The 16,685-nt window shown below is 68.7% G+C and carries 17 protein-coding genes; 7 read left to right on the forward strand and 10 right to left on the reverse strand.

What is annotated here, in order from left to right; genetic code table 11:
- Positions 1-17 precede the first annotated feature (17 nt).
- Entirely contained in the window at positions 18-1,049 is a 1,032-nt protein-coding gene (locus ABD768_RS05915; RefSeq protein WP_344838113.1) for a hypothetical protein, read from the forward strand.
- Between the two features lie 268 nt (positions 1,050-1,317).
- Here ABD768_RS05915 and ABD768_RS05920 read toward each other — a convergent pair whose 3' ends face one another.
- Both ABD768_RS05920 and ABD768_RS05925 read right to left on the reverse strand, forming a co-directional pair.
- The gene (locus ABD768_RS05920) at positions 1,318-1,959 is read right to left on the reverse strand and encodes a response regulator (protein WP_344838115.1); all 642 of its coding nucleotides are present in this window, start codon (positions 1,957-1,959) and stop codon (positions 1,318-1,320) included.
- Between the two features lie 9 nt (positions 1,960-1,968).
- Positions 1,969-3,126 carry a sensor histidine kinase gene (locus tag ABD768_RS05925; protein WP_344838117.1) on the reverse strand — a complete coding sequence of 386 codons (1,158 nt, stop codon included), beginning with the start codon at positions 3,124-3,126 and terminating at the stop codon, positions 1,969-1,971.
- Between the two features lie 166 nt (positions 3,127-3,292).
- Here ABD768_RS05925 and ABD768_RS05930 point away from each other — a divergent pair, with 166 nt between their 5' ends.
- On the forward strand, positions 3,293-3,544 hold the full coding sequence (locus tag ABD768_RS05930; RefSeq protein ID WP_344838118.1) for a hypothetical protein: 252 nt from the start codon (positions 3,293-3,295) through the stop codon (positions 3,542-3,544).
- Between the two features lie 44 nt (positions 3,545-3,588).
- A complete protein-coding gene (locus ABD768_RS05935) occupies positions 3,589-5,001 on the forward strand; it encodes a serine hydrolase domain-containing protein (RefSeq protein WP_344838120.1) in 1,413 nt (470 codons plus the stop codon).
- Here the strand turns inward: ABD768_RS05935 and ABD768_RS05940 are convergent.
- A complete protein-coding gene (locus ABD768_RS05940; RefSeq protein WP_344838121.1) occupies positions 4,998-5,975 on the reverse strand; it encodes a threonine ammonia-lyase in 978 nt (325 codons plus the stop codon). The genes ABD768_RS05935 and ABD768_RS05940 overlap by 4 nt on opposite strands.
- 49 nt (positions 5,976-6,024) lie before the next feature.
- Here ABD768_RS05940 and ABD768_RS05945 point away from each other — a divergent pair, with 49 nt between their 5' ends.
- On the forward strand, positions 6,025-6,579 hold the full coding sequence (locus ABD768_RS05945; RefSeq protein ID WP_344838124.1) for a hypothetical protein: 555 nt from the start codon (positions 6,025-6,027) through the stop codon (positions 6,577-6,579).
- A 166-nt stretch (positions 6,580-6,745) separates the two neighbouring features.
- On the opposite strand, the gene ABD768_RS05950 is transcribed toward ABD768_RS05945, so the two are convergent.
- Positions 6,746-8,032, reverse strand: coding sequence for a cytochrome P450 (locus tag ABD768_RS05950; protein WP_344838127.1), 1,287 nt, complete (start codon positions 8,030-8,032; stop codon positions 6,746-6,748).
- A gap of 182 nt (positions 8,033-8,214) precedes the next feature.
- Here ABD768_RS05950 and ABD768_RS05955 point away from each other — a divergent pair, with 182 nt between their 5' ends.
- Positions 8,215-8,610, forward strand: a complete 396-nt coding sequence (locus ABD768_RS05955; RefSeq protein ID WP_343968383.1) for a hypothetical protein — start codon at positions 8,215-8,217, stop codon at positions 8,608-8,610.
- 136 nt (positions 8,611-8,746) lie between these two features.
- Here ABD768_RS05955 and truB read toward each other — a convergent pair whose 3' ends face one another.
- From truB to rimP, 6 genes are all read right to left on the reverse strand, one after another.
- The gene (gene truB, locus ABD768_RS05960; protein ID WP_344838130.1) at positions 8,747-9,730 is read right to left on the reverse strand and encodes a tRNA pseudouridine(55) synthase TruB; all 984 of its coding nucleotides are present in this window, start codon (positions 9,728-9,730) and stop codon (positions 8,747-8,749) included.
- Positions 9,711-10,148, reverse strand: a complete 438-nt coding sequence (gene rbfA / locus ABD768_RS05965; protein WP_343968385.1) for a 30S ribosome-binding factor RbfA — start codon at positions 10,146-10,148, stop codon at positions 9,711-9,713. The genes truB and rbfA overlap by 20 nt, the downstream gene beginning before the upstream one ends.
- A 96-nt stretch (positions 10,149-10,244) precedes the next feature.
- Positions 10,245-13,484: a translation initiation factor IF-2 gene (infB, locus tag ABD768_RS05970; protein ID WP_343968387.1), complete on the reverse strand. Its 3,240-nt coding sequence runs from the start codon at positions 13,482-13,484 to the stop codon at positions 10,245-10,247.
- Positions 13,485-13,666: 182 nt separating this feature from the next.
- Positions 13,667-13,945, reverse strand: coding sequence for a YlxR family protein (locus ABD768_RS05975; protein WP_343968810.1), 279 nt, complete (start codon positions 13,943-13,945; stop codon positions 13,667-13,669).
- 42 nt (positions 13,946-13,987) lie between these two features.
- A complete protein-coding gene (gene nusA, locus ABD768_RS05980) occupies positions 13,988-14,980 on the reverse strand; it encodes a transcription termination factor NusA (RefSeq protein WP_343968389.1) in 993 nt (330 codons plus the stop codon).
- Positions 14,980-15,501: a ribosome maturation factor RimP gene (gene rimP, locus ABD768_RS05985; protein WP_344838133.1), complete on the reverse strand. Its 522-nt coding sequence runs from the start codon at positions 15,499-15,501 to the stop codon at positions 14,980-14,982. Before rimP ends, nusA begins: the two co-directional genes overlap by 1 nt.
- 146 nt (positions 15,502-15,647) lie before the next feature.
- On the opposite strand from rimP, the gene ABD768_RS05990 reads away from it, so the two are divergent.
- On the forward strand, positions 15,648-16,235 hold the full coding sequence (locus ABD768_RS05990; protein ID WP_343968393.1) for a cell division protein FtsK: 588 nt from the start codon (positions 15,648-15,650) through the stop codon (positions 16,233-16,235).
- Positions 16,232-16,642, forward strand: a complete 411-nt coding sequence (locus ABD768_RS05995) for a ferritin-like domain-containing protein (protein ID WP_343968397.1) — start codon at positions 16,232-16,234, stop codon at positions 16,640-16,642. Before ABD768_RS05990 ends, ABD768_RS05995 begins: the two co-directional genes overlap by 4 nt.
- The last annotated feature ends 43 nt before the right edge of the window (positions 16,643-16,685 follow it).

Here is a 16,685-nt window from a genome sequence, read left to right on the forward strand (position 1 = left end):
TCTGGGGGATTACCAGCATGAACAGAAGCGTCGTTGCTGCAGTAACTCTTCTCGCCACCGCGGTGCCGGCCACGCAGGCCTTCGCCGCAAGCCCGGAAACCCAAGCAGTACAAGCGAACTGCGTCAAAACCGTACTCAACCTGCCCGCCGACTCGTTGCCCGGATCGAGCCAGGTCACCACCGCGGACCCGTCCGGGCGGTACATCCTCGGAGAGGCCAACCGCGACGGACACCAGCACCCGCAGGCGGTGCTCTGGGTGGACGGCGTACCGCGCTGGCTCGGCACTTCGCTGGCCGGCGCCGAATCGTTCGGCTACTCGGTCATCAAGGGTGGGTTGGTGCTCGGTACCACCTATGGCAGTGACAAGGACGAGTACTGGATCTACTCGGCCAAGACCGACTCGTACCGGATCCTCGATATCCCTGCCAGCCTGAAGTTCCCGACCTTCCACGGGATGAACGCCGCGCAGGACATCGTCGGCCTCAGCTGGGACGAGGCGGCCGGCAAGCGCGTCGCCTTCGTCTGGCCGGCGGGTCGTCAGCCTCGACTGCTCCCGACGCCGGCGGGGGCCACCGTCGAGTACCTCGACGACATCTCCGACGAGGGTCTGATCGTCGGGCGCGTCACTCCCGACGGCGCGTTCGGCGCGACGAGCTACCTGTGGAAGAACTGGAACACCCAGCCGACCGCGCTCGGCGGCCTGACCGAGGGCGACGTCTGGGCCCGCGACATCGAAGGCACCACGATCGGCGGCCAGCAGTACGCCTCCGACGGCACGACCGGCCTGATCTGGAACACCCGCAACACCCGCATCACCCCGGTCGAGCGGGGCGTCATCGACCTCAACACCTCCCACGACGCCGTCACCGAAGGCATGTGGGGCGCGAACGGCGACTACCCGTCGATGATCATCCGCTCCGACGGCACCAAACTCACCTTCCCCGAAGGCACCATGCTCACCCACATCTTCAACCGCAACACCCAGTGGACAGCAGCCGGGTACGACGTAAGCACCAACACCCTCCAACCCATCGTCTACGCCTGCTAACTACTTTCACCCCCGCCTGCCACCCACCCCGGTGGCAGGCGGGCCCGGCGTTCCCCACACCCGGCTCTCCCCACGCGACGGAGCTGTCTTGCCGAGGAAACCCCTTACGGCATTGGCCAACAGCCCCGCCGTTGACGCGCAACGCGGCTGAGCTGGCTGCGGTAGTGAGCTCGTCTAGGTGCTGTGGATGGCGGCCGCGAGGCGTTGGGCGCAAAAGGGGGATGCCTCGTTGCACTTCGGAGTACTGGCGGGCGCCTGCCCGCCGTACTCAGGAGACCAGGCGGTTCTCCCAGGCCCAGATCGCGAGCTCGGTTCTGTTGCGGAGGTTCAGTTTGCGTTGGGCGCTGGAGAGGTGGGACTTCACCGTGGAGAGGGAGACGACTAGTTCGTCGGTGATCTCGTTGTTCGTGCGGCCGCGTGCCACCGCCTTGACCACCTCGGTTTCCCGATCGGTCAGTGGGTTGGCGGCGACCGGTTTGGCGTCGCGGGTGAACTGTTCGAGCAGCCTGGTCGTGACCGACGGGGAGACCATCGAGTCGCCTTGAGCGGCAGCCTTGACCGCCTCGATCAGCAGCCGCGGGCCGGCGTCCTTGGCCAGGAAGCCACAGGCGCCGGCACGCAGCGCGGCGTACACGTTCTCGTCGAGGTCGTACGTCGTCACCACCACGATCCGCAGCGGTTCGGCGACGCCCGCGCCGGCGAGCAGCCGGGTCGCCTGGAGGCCGTCGACGCGTGGCATGTTGATGTCCATCAGCGTCACGTCCGGCCGCAGCTCGCGCGCCAGCCGGACCGCTTCCGCGCCGTCACCCGCCTCGCCGACGATCTCCAGCCCAGGCTCCGACTCCAGGATCAACCGGAACCCGGTCCGAACCATCGCCTGATCATCGGCGATCAGCACCCGCGTGACCATCAACAGCTCCTAGATCCAAGACCGGTCGCGAGCCAGCGGCAACGCCGCCGTCACCAGCCACCGGCCGTTCACATCGACACCAGCCATCAACGTACCGCCCACCGCCTCCGCCCGTTCCCGCATCCCCACCAGCCCGTACGCCGAACCGCCACCACGCGCCGTCTCGCCATGGTTGCCAGCGGCAACCTGATTGGCGACCTGCAGCACGAGCAACTGCCCGTCGAGGCGCGCAGTCACGTCGATCCGCGAAGCCGGTGACCCATACCGCCGGGCATTCGTCACCGCCTCCAACGCGATCCGGTGCGCCACATCGATCAACTCGGCCGGTACTACGAAGTCGCCGCTGCGCAGCCGTACCGACGAATCGTTGCCGCAAGCATCCTTCAACGCGTCGGCCAGCGTCGCGAACGTGTCCGTGCGCAACATCCCCACCAGCCGCCGCATCGCGGTCAGCGCCTCCGTACCGGCCTGCTCGATCTCGACCAGTACGCCGGGATCCTGGCGCGGCGACATCTGCGCGCCCTGGGCGAGCACCACGATCCCCGTCACGTGGTGAGCGACGAAGTCGTGCAGCTCCCTGGCCAGGTTGAGGCGCTCCAGCTCGCGGGTGGTGGTCTGTGCCGTCCGACGGAGGTTGTCGGCGTCACGTAGTACGAGACCAACCCCCGCGCTAGCACCCCACAACACCGCGGCCGGAACCGCGAGCAGCGCCCAATCGGAGTCGACGCCAGGCCGGAGCAACGGGTTGAGCGTGATCGCGATCCCGGCGAGCACGGCCAACGGGATCGCCTCACGAGGCGCCGACCGACGGCAGACCGTACCGACCAGGATGGCCAGCCCGAGAGCCTCGGCGACGGACGGCCGGATGATCTGCCGGTCTTGCGAGGCCAACGTCTGCACGGCGACAACCGTCACGAGCAGGGAGGCCAGCGACGCCGCCGCGGTGGTGAGGACGAGTCGCGGGAACCGGTGCCGGATCAGCACCAGCGTGACGATCGCGCCGCCGATGACCATGGCAACCATCCGGACCGCCAGGATCGCGACATCCCCGACGGGCCGGCCGGCGTAGTTCAGCCAGCCGTCGGCGAACAGTGCCACCCAGAGCACCACGACCTCGACGCCGAACGGCATCCACCGCTGGTGGGCCGGGTGCGCTGGCGTAGTCATGTGCCCAGCATGCCTGGTCCGGTTGGTTGCCGGCGTCAACCGCGAGGGCAGTCGGGTACCTGGCCAAAAGTACGACGCCCGTCGCGTGGGTTCGTCCGCGCGGTCGAGGCTCAGGGCCGACCGCGCGCCCTAGCTTCGAAGTACCGACTCCGAAAGGAACCGAACCATGAACGACAAGCCCGTATGGCCCGCCGACGAACCCTGGTGGCAGTTCACCCCGCGGAACCTCGCCACCGGCTATCTGGCCCTCGGCGCCGCCGCCCTGCTGCTCATCTGGAGCGGCACCGAACTACTCAGCGGCACCCCCGACCGCAACCAGACCATCCTCTTCGTCATCATCGCCGTCTGCGGAGTGGCCCTGCTCTTCCAATCCACCCAAGGCCTGAAGAAGCTGCTGCGCCGGCGGAACACCCGCTGATATTTCCGGTGACGCGGGGCCGGCCGAGTTGTTAGCGTGCCCGGATGCCTCTACTGCCCCGATCGACGCCGGCCGCCTCAGGAATGTCGTCCCGGGCGGTCGGCGCGCTGCTGGACCAGCTCGAAGCGCGATCGGTCGAATGCCACTCGCTCATGGTCGTGCACCGCGGCCACATCGTCGCGGAGGGTTGGTGGGCGCCGTACTCCGCGGAGCGCGTGCACCTGCTCTACTCGCTGACCAAGTCATTCACGTCGGTCGCCGTCGGACTCGCGATCACCGACGGGCTGCTGTCGCTCGACGATCTGGTGGTGGACGTGCTGCCTGACCACGTACCGGCCGACGTCTCCGAGCAGGGACGCCGCATCACCGTCCATCACCTGCTGTCCATGACGGCGGGACACGACCCGGACAGTCTCGACGAGGCCTGGCGGCTGGAGCCTGGCGATCTGACGAAGGGCTTCCTGCGCGTTCCCTTCGCCGACGCTGAGGGGACGCGCCACACCTACGACAACTCGACCACCTACATCCTGGCTCGGATGGTCGAGCGGGTCACGGGCCGTGGCCTGCCGGAGTTTCTCGACGAGCGGGTGTTCCAGCCGATGGGGATCGAGGGCGCCGAGTGGGACCGGGTGGCGAGCGGTGCCGCCTTCGGATTCCACGGACTGCATCTCACGACCGAGGCCATCGCCGCGTTTGGCGAACTGCTGCTCCGCGGCGGGGTCTGGCGCGATCAGCAGCTCGCACCGCGCGAGTGGCTGGAGCTGGCGACGAGGGCTCACATCGAGACACTGCCGCTGCCGAACTGGTCGCCGAACCCCGACTTCCAGCGCGGGTACGGCTACCAGTTCTGGATCTCACGCCACGGGTACCACGGGCACGGCTCCTACGGTCAGTACTGCGTGGTCGTACCGTCCCACGAGCTCGTCATCGTCCTCACCGGCGCCGTCGACCCGACAGACGTCCTCCCCGGCCTCTTCTGGGACTACCTCCTGCCTGCCCTGGGCAACCCGGACAGCCCTCAAGACGACGAACTGCTCGCCGATCGCCTGCGAGGGCTGTCCTTCACGCCCGTACCGGGCTCAGCGCACCCGTCCAGCTCGACCCGGGCCACGATCGATGCCTCCGCCGAAAACTCAGCCCTGCCCGACGGAACCGCAGTAGCCATCGAGCCGGTCACCGGTGGCTGGCTCCTGCAACTCGGCCCATCCCTCAAGCTCTCAGTAGGCCACAGCGAATGGCGCGAGAGCTCTCCCCTCGGCCGCCCTGTCGTCGCAACCGGCGCCTGGCAGGGCGACACCTTCATCGCCGACCTGTACGTCATCACCACGCCGCACCGCGTCCGGCTGGAGGTCAACGCGTCTAGAGCAGTGGCGACCTGGAGCACCGTGCCCCTGACGACCTCCAACCTCGAGCTACACCTGCGCTCACCCCTGATGACCCGCCCCGACGTCGCCTAGACGGTCCAGCGTTTGAAGTCCGCTGGAGTCACGTTGCTTCCGCAAAGGATGGTGGCGACAGTCTTACCGGCGTACCGGCCGTCGCTCTCCAGAATCGAGGCAACTCCCAGCGCCGCAGCCGGTTCGACCACCAACCCCGCATGCGTATGAATGAGCCGCATCGCCTCCACGATCCCGGCCTCCGTCACCAGGACCGCGTCATCCGCGACCTCGGCCAGGTCCTCGAGTACCTCCGGAATCACCGACCGCCCCGCGACACCGTCCGCGATCGTGTCCGGCGCACCGACCTCAACCGCCCGCCCGGCCCGCAAGGCCAACGTCATCGCCGGCGCCCGCTCCGGCTGAACACAGATCACCTCAGTCCCCCTGGACAAGCTCTTCACCGCGAACCCCACCCCCGAAGCCATCGCACCAGCCCCCAGCGAGATCAGCACCGCGTCAAGCCCGATCCCCGACTCCGACAGCTCGACCCCGATCGTCGCCGCCCCTTCGCAAGTACCGATGTCCTTGCTGTCCTCAACCAAGTACGCCCCCGTCTCAGCCGCGAACCGCTCAGCAGCCTCCAACGCCGCCTCGATCTCCCCCTCCACCAGAACCACGTCAGCCCCGAGCGCCTTCATCCGCTCAACCTTCACCGGATTGGCAGCCGCCGAAGCAAAGACCGTCGCCGCCGTTCCCCGCCGCTGCCCGCTGTAGGCCAGCGCCTGCCCAAGATTCCCCGCACTCGCGCAAACCACCGCACATGCATCCGACAGCCTGGCCAGAACGGTCTCCGTCCCGCGTCCCTTGAAAGACCGCACCGGATTCGCCGTCTCCACCTTCAAAACCACCCGACACCCCAACACCTCCCCCAAGGCCCCACACTCATACTGTGGCGTCTCCCGGAACACCGGATCGATCTGCCCGCGAGCATCGAGAATCCGCGCCAGCTCCAACCGCACCGCAACCTCCCCATCGCCGCCCCGGCCAAGCACCCCACGCTAGCTCTTGTCCAGCGACAGGAGCGGGTCCACACTGCGACTGATGTCGTCCGAGTTGATGCGTGCCGTGGTGACCGGGGTTCTTGCGTTGCTGACCGCCGGGGTGATCGCGCTCGTCAACAGCTGGATCTCCACTCGCGCGGGGATCGACGAGAACCTTCGCGATCAACGGCTCGCGGCCTACCCAGAACTGTGGAAGGCAACCGGCGCAGTTCCGCGGTGGCCGCGCACCGAGCCGACGCGCGACCAACTCGAGCAGCTCCACGAGTCGTACCGCACCTGGTACTACTCGAAGGGCGGCCTCTTCATGTCGGAGTCGGCCCGAGCCCGGTACGGCGATGTCCAGGAACTCCTCGACGCCGTACTCCAGCACAAGTCCCCCGACACCTCCGGCCCACTGACCGCCACCGCCTACACCGACCTCATGCTGACCACCAGCGCCCTACGCACAGCCATGACCCAAGACCTCGACACCCGCCGCCGCCGATCAGTACTCCAACGCTGGCAACGCACCCGCTGGCACCGCAAGGCCGCCGTGGACGCCCAAGCCCGAATCAAGCGCACCGCTGCCTCTACATCCCCGTTCGAGCCTCGCTAGTCGACAACTCTGCTCATCGGTGGCGCCGACGGCGTTGCGCATCGGTGAGCTGGTGGAGTGGCGCCCCTCCTCATCGGTGGGCCGGCGGGCCTCCTCAGCGGCGGGCCGACGGCGCCGCTCAGCGGTGGGCCAGCCGGCCTCTTCAGCGGCGGGTGGGCGGCGTCGCTCAGCGGTGAGCCGGTGGGGTGGCGGTGCGGCGTACCGGGGTGCCGGTGTGGACGGGGAGGTGGATGGGGCCGCGGATGGTGTTGGAGTTGCGGCGGCGGGTGGGGCCGGTGCGGCGGAGGGTGGGGGCTCGTTCGGCGAGGGTTTTGAGGGCGATGGTGGCTTCTAGCTGGGCTAACGGCTGGCCGACGCAGTAGTGGATGCCGCTGGAGAAGGCCAGGTGATCTGCGGTGTGCTCTCGGGTGATGTCGAAGGTGTCGGGGTCGGTGAATGCCTCGGGGTCCCGGTTGGCCGCGCCGAGCAGGGTGACGACGAACTGCCCTTCGTGGACAGGCTTTCCGGCCAACTCCAACGGCTGCAGAGCGAAACGGCCGGTACGTTGCACGGGCGGGTCGAATCGAAGCGTCTCCTCAACGGCCTTGGCCGCCATCGTCGCCGGGTCAGCACAAAGCGCGTCCCACTGGTCAGGATGATCAAGCAGCGCATTGACCGCGTTCCCGATCAGATTGACCGTCGTCTCGAACCCTGCGACCAGCAGCAGAATGCACATCGGCAACATCTCCGCCGGCCGAATCTGCTCACCTTCCGCCGCCACCAGCCGAGAAATGATGTCGTCGGCCGGCTCCCGCCGACGCAGCGCGAACAACTCCGTGAACAGCGCCCCCAACTCAGCATCAGCCTTCTGCAACCGAGCCGCATGCGACAACGACTGCACCCCATCGAGCGCACCACCGATGACAGTCCCGTACCGAGCGAAGTTCTCCGCATCCGCCTCCGGAATCCCGAGCAGATTGGTGATCACCGCAATCGGCAACGGCGCAGCCAACCCACTGACCAAGTCGAAGCTCGAGCCGGCCTGGTCCAGCAACTCGTCGACCGTCGCCTCGATCTGCGGCCGATAACCAGCCATCTGCTTAGGACTGAACGCCGGCTGAGCCAGCCGCCGCAAGCGAGTGTGATCAGGCGGATTCATATCGAGGAACGACAGGTCGACCTCGTCAGTGGGCGTATCACCGACCGTGGCCCCGGCCGGCCGCACCCCGAACCGCCGATCCCGAAGTACCAGATCGCAGACGGTATGACTCGTCGTGACCCAGTTCCCCAACCGCGTAGGAACCAACGGCCCCTCTAGGCGGATCCGCTCGTAGATCCGATACGGATCATCCCGCCCCGGCCTGAGCTGCAACAACGCCATCGGATCATTCCGGGCATACCCGACCCAGGCAACGCTCAACCGCTGCCGGTAAAGGCTCGCGGCGAACGACAGCGTCTGACCGACCTGAGCCATTGCAGTCCCTCCGGGCTGGGGAAGTTTGCGCGGGGCGATGATGCTCCAGATTATCCGGGCGAGGTCCGGTCCGTTGTCGTCGACGAACAGGCCAGTACCGGGGCCGTATCAACCGGGCTGCCCTTCTGCCCGATCGGGTAGAAGTCCGCCTTCCCAGGCTGGAATCCGCCTAGCCTTCACGGATGAAGGCGCGGATGGCGGGTGGGGCGTTGGTGCTTGCGTGGACTGGGTTTGTCGTCCACAACTTCGCCGACCTGCCGGGCCAGACCTTCGTCAGCCCCGAGACGCTGCTGCCGTCGCTCGGCTTCGTGGGGATAGCAGTCCTCTGGCTGACGGGTGCGCACCGAGCGGCAGTCTGGGCGGCGCTGGTGTGGGGCGGCCTACACCTGGTCGGTGGCGCATTTCTGAGCGTTCTCCCCCTGCCGATCCTCCCGTTCGACCCAGAGCAGTCGCTACGCCACTACCTCTTCCACGTCCTGTACGGCGTCACCCAGCTCCCGCTACTGCTCGTCGCGTGGCGAAGTCGCCGCACCGACGGCCTCCCCGATCGCCCAGGCGTACTCAACGACAGGACGTAGTCGACGCCATCTAGTGCACCTTGAGCGCAAATGCCGATCCTGCGTACAGCGTCTCGGGGTGCACTACCTGTCGCTAGGTACGCAAACCACCGCACCCCGCTCAACGCTGCGCCCCGCGACGCGTGGGGAGGAAGTACTAGCTGACGAAGACGGCGGTGGGTTTGGCCAGGGGGCCGTGGGGTTCGTAGAGGGCCAGGAAGGTTCCGTCGGGGTCGAACATGGCGGTTTGCACGCCGGCTGTCAGCTTCAGACCCGGCAGCGGGCGGCCGGTGCGGATGGCTGCTGCCTGCTCGGCGTCGGCGTCGAAGCGCGGGAAGGTGTCGGCGGCTACCTCGGCGATGGGGAGCATGGTGAAGGACTCGCCCAGGTCTTCCAGGGTGTGCGCGGAGGACATGTCGAAGGCGCCTACGCGGGTACGCCGAAGCGCGGTGAGGTGGCCGCCCACGTTGAGGTCGGCGCCCAGGTCGCGGGCGAGGGCGCGGATGTAGGTGCCGCTGGAGCAGTCGACGGAGATGTCCACCTCGATGCCGCCGGCAACAGTTCGGATGTCGAGTACGTCGTACCGGCTGATCGTCACGTTCCGCGCCTTGAGTTCGACCTCTTCGCCGGCCCGGACCCGCTCGTACGCGCGCTTGCCGTCGACCTTGATCGCCGACACCTTTGACGGGATCTGCGAGATCGGCCCGCGGTAGGCCTCCACCGCCGCCTCGATCGCCGAAGCAGTCACCGAAGCCAATGCCTCAGGAGTTGCAGCGACGGTGATCTCGCCCTCGGCGTCATCCGTGGACGACGTCGCACCGAGCAGGATCGTCGCGTCGTACGACTTGTCAGCCAGCTGCAGATGCCCCAGCAACCGAGTCGCCCGGTTCAGCCCGACCACCAGTACGCCGGTAGCCATCGGATCCAGCGTCCCCGCGTGACCCACCTTCCGGGTCCCCGCCAGCCGCCGCACCCGAGCGACCACCGTATGCGAGGTCACCCCCGCCGGCTTGTCGACGATGACGATGCCATCCGCAACAGACGTGTCCAAAGCAGTGGTACTCGACGCAGCGGACGCGCCTGCGTCCTCCGGAGGGGAGGAGGCAGGCGCGTCCACGGCGTCACTCGTCGTCGGAGTCATCGTCCTCGCGGCGCTTGTAGGGGTCGGCGTCGCCGGCCGGCTTGGCGCCGGCGGCAGCCTTCGCCACCTCGGCGTCGGCCTGGCGGGCCTTCGCCAGCAACTCCTCGATCTGACCAGCGGTCTCCGGTACGGCGTCCAGGTAGAACGCCAGGCTCGGAGCCCGTCGCAGGCCGAGTGCCTTGCCGACCTCGCTGCGGATCAGCCCGCGGGCCGACTCGAGCGCCGCCGCGGTGGACACGCGGTCCTGCTCGCCGCCGTACACCGTGTAGAAGACGCTCGCCTCGCCCAGATCGGCGGTCAGCTTCGCGTCCGTCACCGTGACGAAGCCGAGTCGCGGGTCCTTGACCCGGCGCTCCAGCAGCTCCGCGACCAGGACCTGGATCCGGTCGGCCAACTGCTTCGCCCTTGCTTCACCCATCAGGGCTCACTCCCTCTGTGTCCACGTCATACGTAACGTCCGGAGCGACGGGAGAACAAACCGTCACTCCGGACGTTACTAGGGCAGTACTGCGTACTAGCTGCGGGCCTTCTCGCGCAGCTCGAACGCCTCGACGACATCGCCGATCCGGATGTCGTTGTAGTTCTGCACGGTCAGACCACACTCGAAGCCCTCGCGGACCTCGGAGGCGTCGTCCTTGAACCGCTTGAGCGACGACAGCTCGCCGTTCTCGACGACCACCGCGCCATCGCGGATCAACCGGATCTTCGCGTTCCGCTTGATCACACCGTTGGTGACCCAGCAACCCGCGATGTTTCCGACCTTCGACGACTTGAAGATCTCCCGGATCTCCGCCTGACCCAGAGTGACTTCCTCGTAGATCGGCTTCAGCATGCCCTTCAGGGCCGCCTCGATGTCGTCGATCGCGGCGTAGATGACCGAGTAGAACCGGATGTCCACGCCTTCACGCTCGGCCAGATCCCCGGCCTTGCCGGCCGGCCGCACGTTGAAGCCGATGATGACGGCGTCGGACGCGATGGCCAGGTTGACGTCGTTCTCGTTGATCGCACCGACACCACGGTCGATGACGCGGAGCGAGACCTCGTCGCTGACCTCGATCCGGACCAGCGCGTCTTCCAGCGCCTCGACCGAACCAGAGCCGTCGCCCTTGAGGATGAGCAGCAGTTCCTGCGTCTGCCCCTTCTCCATCGAGGCCATGAAGTCCTCGAGGGTACGACGTGCGCGCCGCTTGGCGTTGGCCGCCGCACGAGCCCGGGCTTCCCGCTTCTCAGCGATCTGCCGGGCCATCCGGTCGTCCTCCACCACGAGGAACTTGTCACCCGCGCCGGGCACGGCGGTCAGACCGAGGACGAGCACCGGCCGCGACGGCAGGGCCTCCTCGACCGAGTTGCCGTGCTCGTCGAGCATCGCCCGGACCCGGCCGTACGCCGGACCCGCGACCATCGAGTCGCCGACCCGCAGCGTTCCGCGCTGGACCAGCACGGTCGCGACCGGTCCACGGCCCTTGTCCAGGTGCGCCTCGATCGCGAGACCCTGGGCCGGCATGTCCGGGTTGGCCCGGAGATCCAGCGCAGCGTCGGCGGTCAGGACGACGCCCTCGAGCAGGCCGTCGATGTTGATCCGCGACTTCGCCGAGACGTCGACGAACATGGTGTCGCCGCCGTACTCCTCGGGAACCAGCCCGTACTCCGTGAGCTGACCGCGGACCTTGACCGGGTCGGCCGCCGGGACGTCGATCTTGTTGACCGCGACCACGATCGGCACACCGGCCGCGCGGGCGTGGTTCAGCGCCTCGATCGTCTGCGGCATCACGCCGTCGTCGGCCGCGACCACCAGGATGACGATGTCGGTGGCCTGCGCACCACGAGCACGCATGGCGGTGAACGCCTCGTGACCCGGGGTGTCGACGAAGGTGATGGCGCGTTCCTTGCCGTCCACCTCGGTCGTCACCTGGTACGCGCCGATGTGCTGGGTGATGCCACCGGCCTCGCCGGCCACGACGTTCGCGTGCCGGATCGCGTCCAGCAGCTTCGTCTTACCGTGGTCGACGTGACCCATGACGGTGACCACCGGCGGACGGGCCGCCAGGTTGGTGTCGTCGCCCTCGTCGGAGCCGAAGTCGATGTCGAACGACTCCAGCAGCTCGCGGTCCTCGTCTTCCGGCGAGACGACCTGAACGTCGTAGTTCAGCTCGGTGCCGAGCAGCTCGAGGGTCTCCTCGTTGACCGACTGGGTCGCGGTCACCATCTCGCCCAGGGCGAACAGCACCTGAACCAGCGATGCCGGGTCGACGCCGACCTTCTCGGCGAAGTCCGTCAGCGAGGAACCACGGGCCAGGCGAACGACCTCGCCGTCGCCGTGCTTGACGCGCACGCCGCCGACGGCCGGAGCCTGCATGTTGTCGAATTCCTGGCGCTTGGCGCGCTTGGACTTGCGACCACGACGGGCCGGACCACCCGGACGACCGAAGGCGCCCTGTGTTCCGCCACGGCCACGGTTACCCGGACCGGGACGACCGCCACCGCCACCACCGGGGGGACCGCTGGGGCCACCACCCGGACGGAAGCCGCCGCCACCGCCGCCACCGGGACGCGCGCCGGCACCGGCACCGGGACCACCGGAACCGCCGCCGGGACGGCCACGGCCGCCACCGCCACCAGGACCACCCGAACCACCGCCGGGACCCGACGGACGGCCGGTGAAGGTACCGGCTGAGGACTTCGGCATCATCGCCGGGTTCGGACGCGGTGCGCCCGGTACGCCACCCGAGGGACGCGGACGGTCGGAACCGCCCGTACGGGCCTGCGGCGGCCGCGGCGGCATACCCGCCGGGCTACCACCCTGGGCCGGGGCCGCCGGAGCGCCACCCGGACCCGGACGCGCGCCACCGCGCTGCATGCCCTGGGTCGAGCTGAAGGGGTTGTTGCCCGGACGCGGTGCGCCCGGACGGCCACCACGGTCGCCACCGGGAGCTCCCGGACGCGGAGCGCCACCCGGACGGGGGGCACCACCGGGACGCGGAGCGGCACCCGGACGCGGAGCGTTGCCGCCCGGACCGGCCGGACGCGGCGCGGGACGGTCACCTGTCGGGCGCGGTGCTGCCGGACCGGGACGCTGACCGGCCGGAGCCGACGGCGCCGCGGAGGCGGCCGGAGCCTGTACCTCCGGTGCGGCCGGGGTCTCCACCGGAGCAGCAGGGGCAGCCGGCGCCGGAGCAGCCGGAGCCTCGGCAGCCTTCGCCGCCGGAGCCTCGAATGCCGGAGCAGCCGGGCTCTCCTGGCGCGGACCAGGCTTGGGGCCAGGCCGCGGACCCGGACGGGCCGGGGACGGCGCGGAGCCAGCCGGACGGGCCGGAGCCGGTGCCGGTACCGACGTGCTGGTCTCAGCGCTGGCCGGAGCCGGGCTCGAGGCGGCCGGGGTGGCCGACTCGGTGACCTCTGCGCCGGACGTGGCAGTGCTCGCGGCGGTCTCGACCACCGTGGGCTCAGCCTTGACCGGAGCGGCCGGGGCCGGGGCAGCCGGTGCGCTGCTCTCAGCGCTCGGCGCCTGCGGCGCTGCCGGGGTGACCGGAGCGGTCGCCTGCGGCGCTGCTGAGGTGCTGGCGGCGGCCTTCTTGGCCGCGCGCTTCTTCGGCGGGTTCTTCTCGAACTCCTCCGCCAACCGTCGGACGACGGGTGCCTCGATCGTCGAGGACGCCGATCGGACGAACTCTCCCATGTCGTTCAGCCTGGTCAGGACGACCTTGCTGGTAACTCCGAGCTCTTTCGCGAGCTCGTAGACTCGGACCTTTGCCACTACTCTCCCTCTGGTCCGAGCCTTGGGGGCGCGGACCGTTAGTTGACGTACATGCTCATCGCATTGCACTCATCGTTCGACACTCATCGAGTGGTCATGAGTCGATGACCCGCCTTCATGTCTTCACGGCCTGGTAGGCCATGGGCGGCCGGGCGGCCGCTCGCTTTGCTGCAACTCATTGCTTACCGCTCCACCTGTGCCCTCACAAGCGAAATATCAAGCGGACCCTGGACCTTGAAGGCCCGTGGGAACGCCTTTCGCCGCTCGGCCAGGTCGAGACACTCGGTCACCGGGTGCAGATGCGCCCCGCGGCCGGGTGCCCGATGCGCGGGATCCGGGAGGACACGTCCTCCGGAAACCGTCATCCGCAGCAGATCAGCCGGACTGTCCCGCTTCCGACACCCGATGCAGGTACGTTCCTGAACCTTCTCAGGGCGCGCGTCTGCAGTGTGAATCTTCAGTTCCTCAGGGTGTGGTGACGACTCAGTCGACCGACCGAGAGATCAGTCTACCTTCTCGTTCTCACGAGTCACATCCGTATCCGGCCGGATGTCGATCCGCCAGCCCGTGAGCCGGGCCGCCAGGCGGGCATTCTGCCCCTCTTTGCCGATCGCCAGCGAGAGCTGATAGTCCGGTACGACGACCCGCGCGGCGCGTGCCGCGGCGTCCACCACCTCTACCGACGAAACCTGTGCCGGCGACAGCGCATTCCCGACGAACGTCGCCGGGTCGTCGCTGTGATCGATGATGTCGATCTTCTCGCCGTGCAACTCGTGCATGATGTTGCGCACCCGCTGGCCCATCGGGCCGATGCAGGCGCCCTTGCCGTTCACCGACGGGTTCAGCGTCCGGACGGCGATCTTGGTCCGGTGCCCGGCCTCGCGCGCGATCGCGGTGATCTCGACGGTGCCGTCGGCGATCTCCGGCACCTCGAGCGCGAACAGCTTCTTGACCAGGTTCGGGTGCGTCCGGGAGACGGTGATCTGCGGGCCCTTGAAGCCCTTGCGGACGCCGACCACGTAGACCCGCAGCCGGGAGCCGTGCTCGTACTTCTCCCCCGGCACCTGCTCCGGCGCGGGCAGTACGGCCTCGATCTTGCCCAGGTCGATCATCACCGAGCGCGGGTCGCGGCCCTGCTGGACGATGCCCGACAGGATGTCGCCCTCCTTGCCCGCGAACTCGCCGTACCGGACCTCGTCCTCGGCGTCGCGCAGCCGCTGCAGGATGACCTGCTTGGCCGTGGTGGCCGCGATCCGGCCGAAGTCGGCCGGCGTGTCGTCGAACTCGCGGGCGACCGTGCCGTCCTCGGCGAGCTCCTTGGCCAGCACGGTGACGTGCCCGCTCTTGCGGTCCAGCTCGACCCGGGCCTGCGCCTGCGCGCCCTCGGTCCGGTGGTACGCCACCAGCAGCGCCTGCTCGATCGCCTCGACCACGATGTCGAACGCGATGTCCTTCTCACGTTCCAGGGACCGCAGGACGGCCATGTCGATATCCATCAGTTCTCCTCTACCACGCCGTCAGCGGCGGATTCTGCTTCGTCGTTGCCGGCTGGCCGGTTGAACTCGATCTGGATCTTGGCCTTGGTGAGGTCGCCGTAGGCGATCGTCCGCGGCCGGCCCTTGACGTCCAGTACGGCCGCCTCGTCGGTGGCCGAGGTGATCCGGCCGGTCACCTTGCCGCCGGCCACCAGGGTGACCTCGACCAGGCGGGAGACGTTGCGCCGCCAGTGCCGCGGCAGCGTGAGCGGCCGGTCGACGCCGGGGCTGGACACCTCGAGCGTGTACGCGCCGTCGCCCATCACCTCGTCGGCGTCGAGCGCCTTCGAGATGGCCCGGGTGACGTCGGCGACATCGTCCAGGTTGATCCCGCCGTCGCGGTCGACCAGCACCCGCAGGAGCCGGCGCTTGCCGATCGGCGTGACTTCGGCAGCCTCCAGGTCGCAGCCGAACTGGGCGACGAGCGGCCGCAGGAAGTTTTCGAGGCTCTCGGGGTCCGTGTGGTCAGTCCTTCGGCTCACAGGTAGACCTGCCTCTCTCTCCAGTTGTGACGCCGCGTTCTGCAGCGCCGTGCGCCCCGGCGATCCGACCGAGGGCAGTAGCCCACCATATCCGGCCCACCGAAGTGGCCGAGCACGTACCTCCGTTCGGGATAGGGTTTCGGCCTATGCCGAACGATCCTGAGCCCCTCACTCGCTGGTCGGCAGCGCTGGTCTCCCGCCGGGCCACGCTGCGGACGGTTGCCCTGTCAGCCGGTACTACGGCCCTGCTCGCAGGGTGCAAGGACGACCCAGGTGGCGGGCCGGCGGCCGGCGGCGACTCCAAGAGCACCAAGGGCCCGGACGGCAAGCCGGAGCCGAGCACCGACCCCGCAGTGGTCGCCGCCATGTCAGCGGCGGCCGGGCAGGTGGCCCAAGTAGCCCAGCGGCTCACAGCGGCCAGCAAGCTCTACCCTGCGCTGCGCACCCAGCTGACCACCGCAGCGAAGTACCACGCTCAGCATCTGGCGAAGCTCAACGAGGTGTCGGGGGCCGGTCCGGCCACTGCTCCCCCACTGCCCGCCCTTCCGAAGGGGTCCGAGGCCGCGATGGCCGACCTGGCCACGAGGGAGCAGAAGCTGTCCGTCGCCCACGCGATCGCCGCGGCGAAGCTGTCCGGGCCTAACGCCCGCCTGCTGGCCATGGTTGCCGCCGCCGAGAGCCAGCTGGCGAACTCCCTGACTGTCACCGCCAAGAAGAAGCAGGCCGCCCGGTGAGCCAAGTTGATGCCCTCCAGTCGGCGCTGGCCGGCGAGCACGCTGCCCTGTACGGCGTGGGCGTGGCCGGCGGCAAGCTGAACGGGGCCAAGTTCCGGGCCGCGGACGAGCTGTACGAGCAGCACCGCCGGCAGCGTGACAAGCTCGCCGCCCTCCTCACGGCAGCTGGCGAGACGCCGGTTGCCGCGGAACCGGCGTACGACCTGCCCCTGGCCGTGTCGACCCCGCAGACGGCGAGCAGCCTGATCCTGCTGATCGAGCGGCGGCTGGCGGCCGTGTACGCCGACCTGGTCGAGGGTGCCGAGCAGGACCAGGTCCGGGCGCTGGCGATCCAGACGCTGATCACCACGGCGACGACCCAGCTCAACTGGGGTGGCGCACCGGTCGCCTTCCCGGGCGCCGTCTGAGCCGTCTCGTCACCAAGGGTTAGCCCGTACGACACCGGCGTAC

Origin of the sequence: Kribbella ginsengisoli (assembly GCF_039537185.1) — a bacterium.
GTDB lineage: Bacteria > Actinomycetota > Actinomycetes > Propionibacteriales > Kribbellaceae > Kribbella > Kribbella koreensis.

Bases quoted from the DNA above. Each gene is read 5' to 3' on its own strand.
- ABD768_RS05925 (WP_344838117.1), bottom strand. From the start codon at position 3,126: ATGACTACGCCAGCGCACCCGGCCCACCAGCGGTGGATGCCGTTCGGC.
- truB (WP_344838130.1), bottom strand. From the start codon at position 9,730: ATGACTCCGACGACGAGTGACGCCGTGGACGCGCCTGCCTCCTCCCCT.
- ABD768_RS05930 (WP_344838118.1), top strand. From the start codon at position 3,293: ATGAACGACAAGCCCGTATGGCCCGCCGACGAACCCTGGTGGCAGTTC.
- ABD768_RS05945 (WP_344838124.1), top strand. From the start codon at position 6,025: ATGTCGTCCGAGTTGATGCGTGCCGTGGTGACCGGGGTTCTTGCGTTG.
- nusA (WP_343968389.1), bottom strand. From the start codon at position 14,980: ATGGATATCGACATGGCCGTCCTGCGGTCCCTGGAACGTGAGAAGGAC.
- ABD768_RS05920 (WP_344838115.1), bottom strand. From the start codon at position 1,959: ATGGTCACGCGGGTGCTGATCGCCGATGATCAGGCGATGGTTCGGACC.
- ABD768_RS05915 (WP_344838113.1), top strand. From the start codon at position 18: ATGAACAGAAGCGTCGTTGCTGCAGTAACTCTTCTCGCCACCGCGGTG.
- ABD768_RS05990 (WP_343968393.1), top strand. From the start codon at position 15,648: ATGCCGAACGATCCTGAGCCCCTCACTCGCTGGTCGGCAGCGCTGGTC.
- ABD768_RS05955 (WP_343968383.1), top strand. From the start codon at position 8,215: ATGAAGGCGCGGATGGCGGGTGGGGCGTTGGTGCTTGCGTGGACTGGG.
- rbfA (WP_343968385.1), bottom strand. From the start codon at position 10,148: ATGGGTGAAGCAAGGGCGAAGCAGTTGGCCGACCGGATCCAGGTCCTG.
- ABD768_RS05950 (WP_344838127.1), bottom strand. From the start codon at position 8,032: ATGGCTCAGGTCGGTCAGACGCTGTCGTTCGCCGCGAGCCTTTACCGG.
- ABD768_RS05935 (WP_344838120.1), top strand. From the start codon at position 3,589: ATGCCTCTACTGCCCCGATCGACGCCGGCCGCCTCAGGAATGTCGTCC.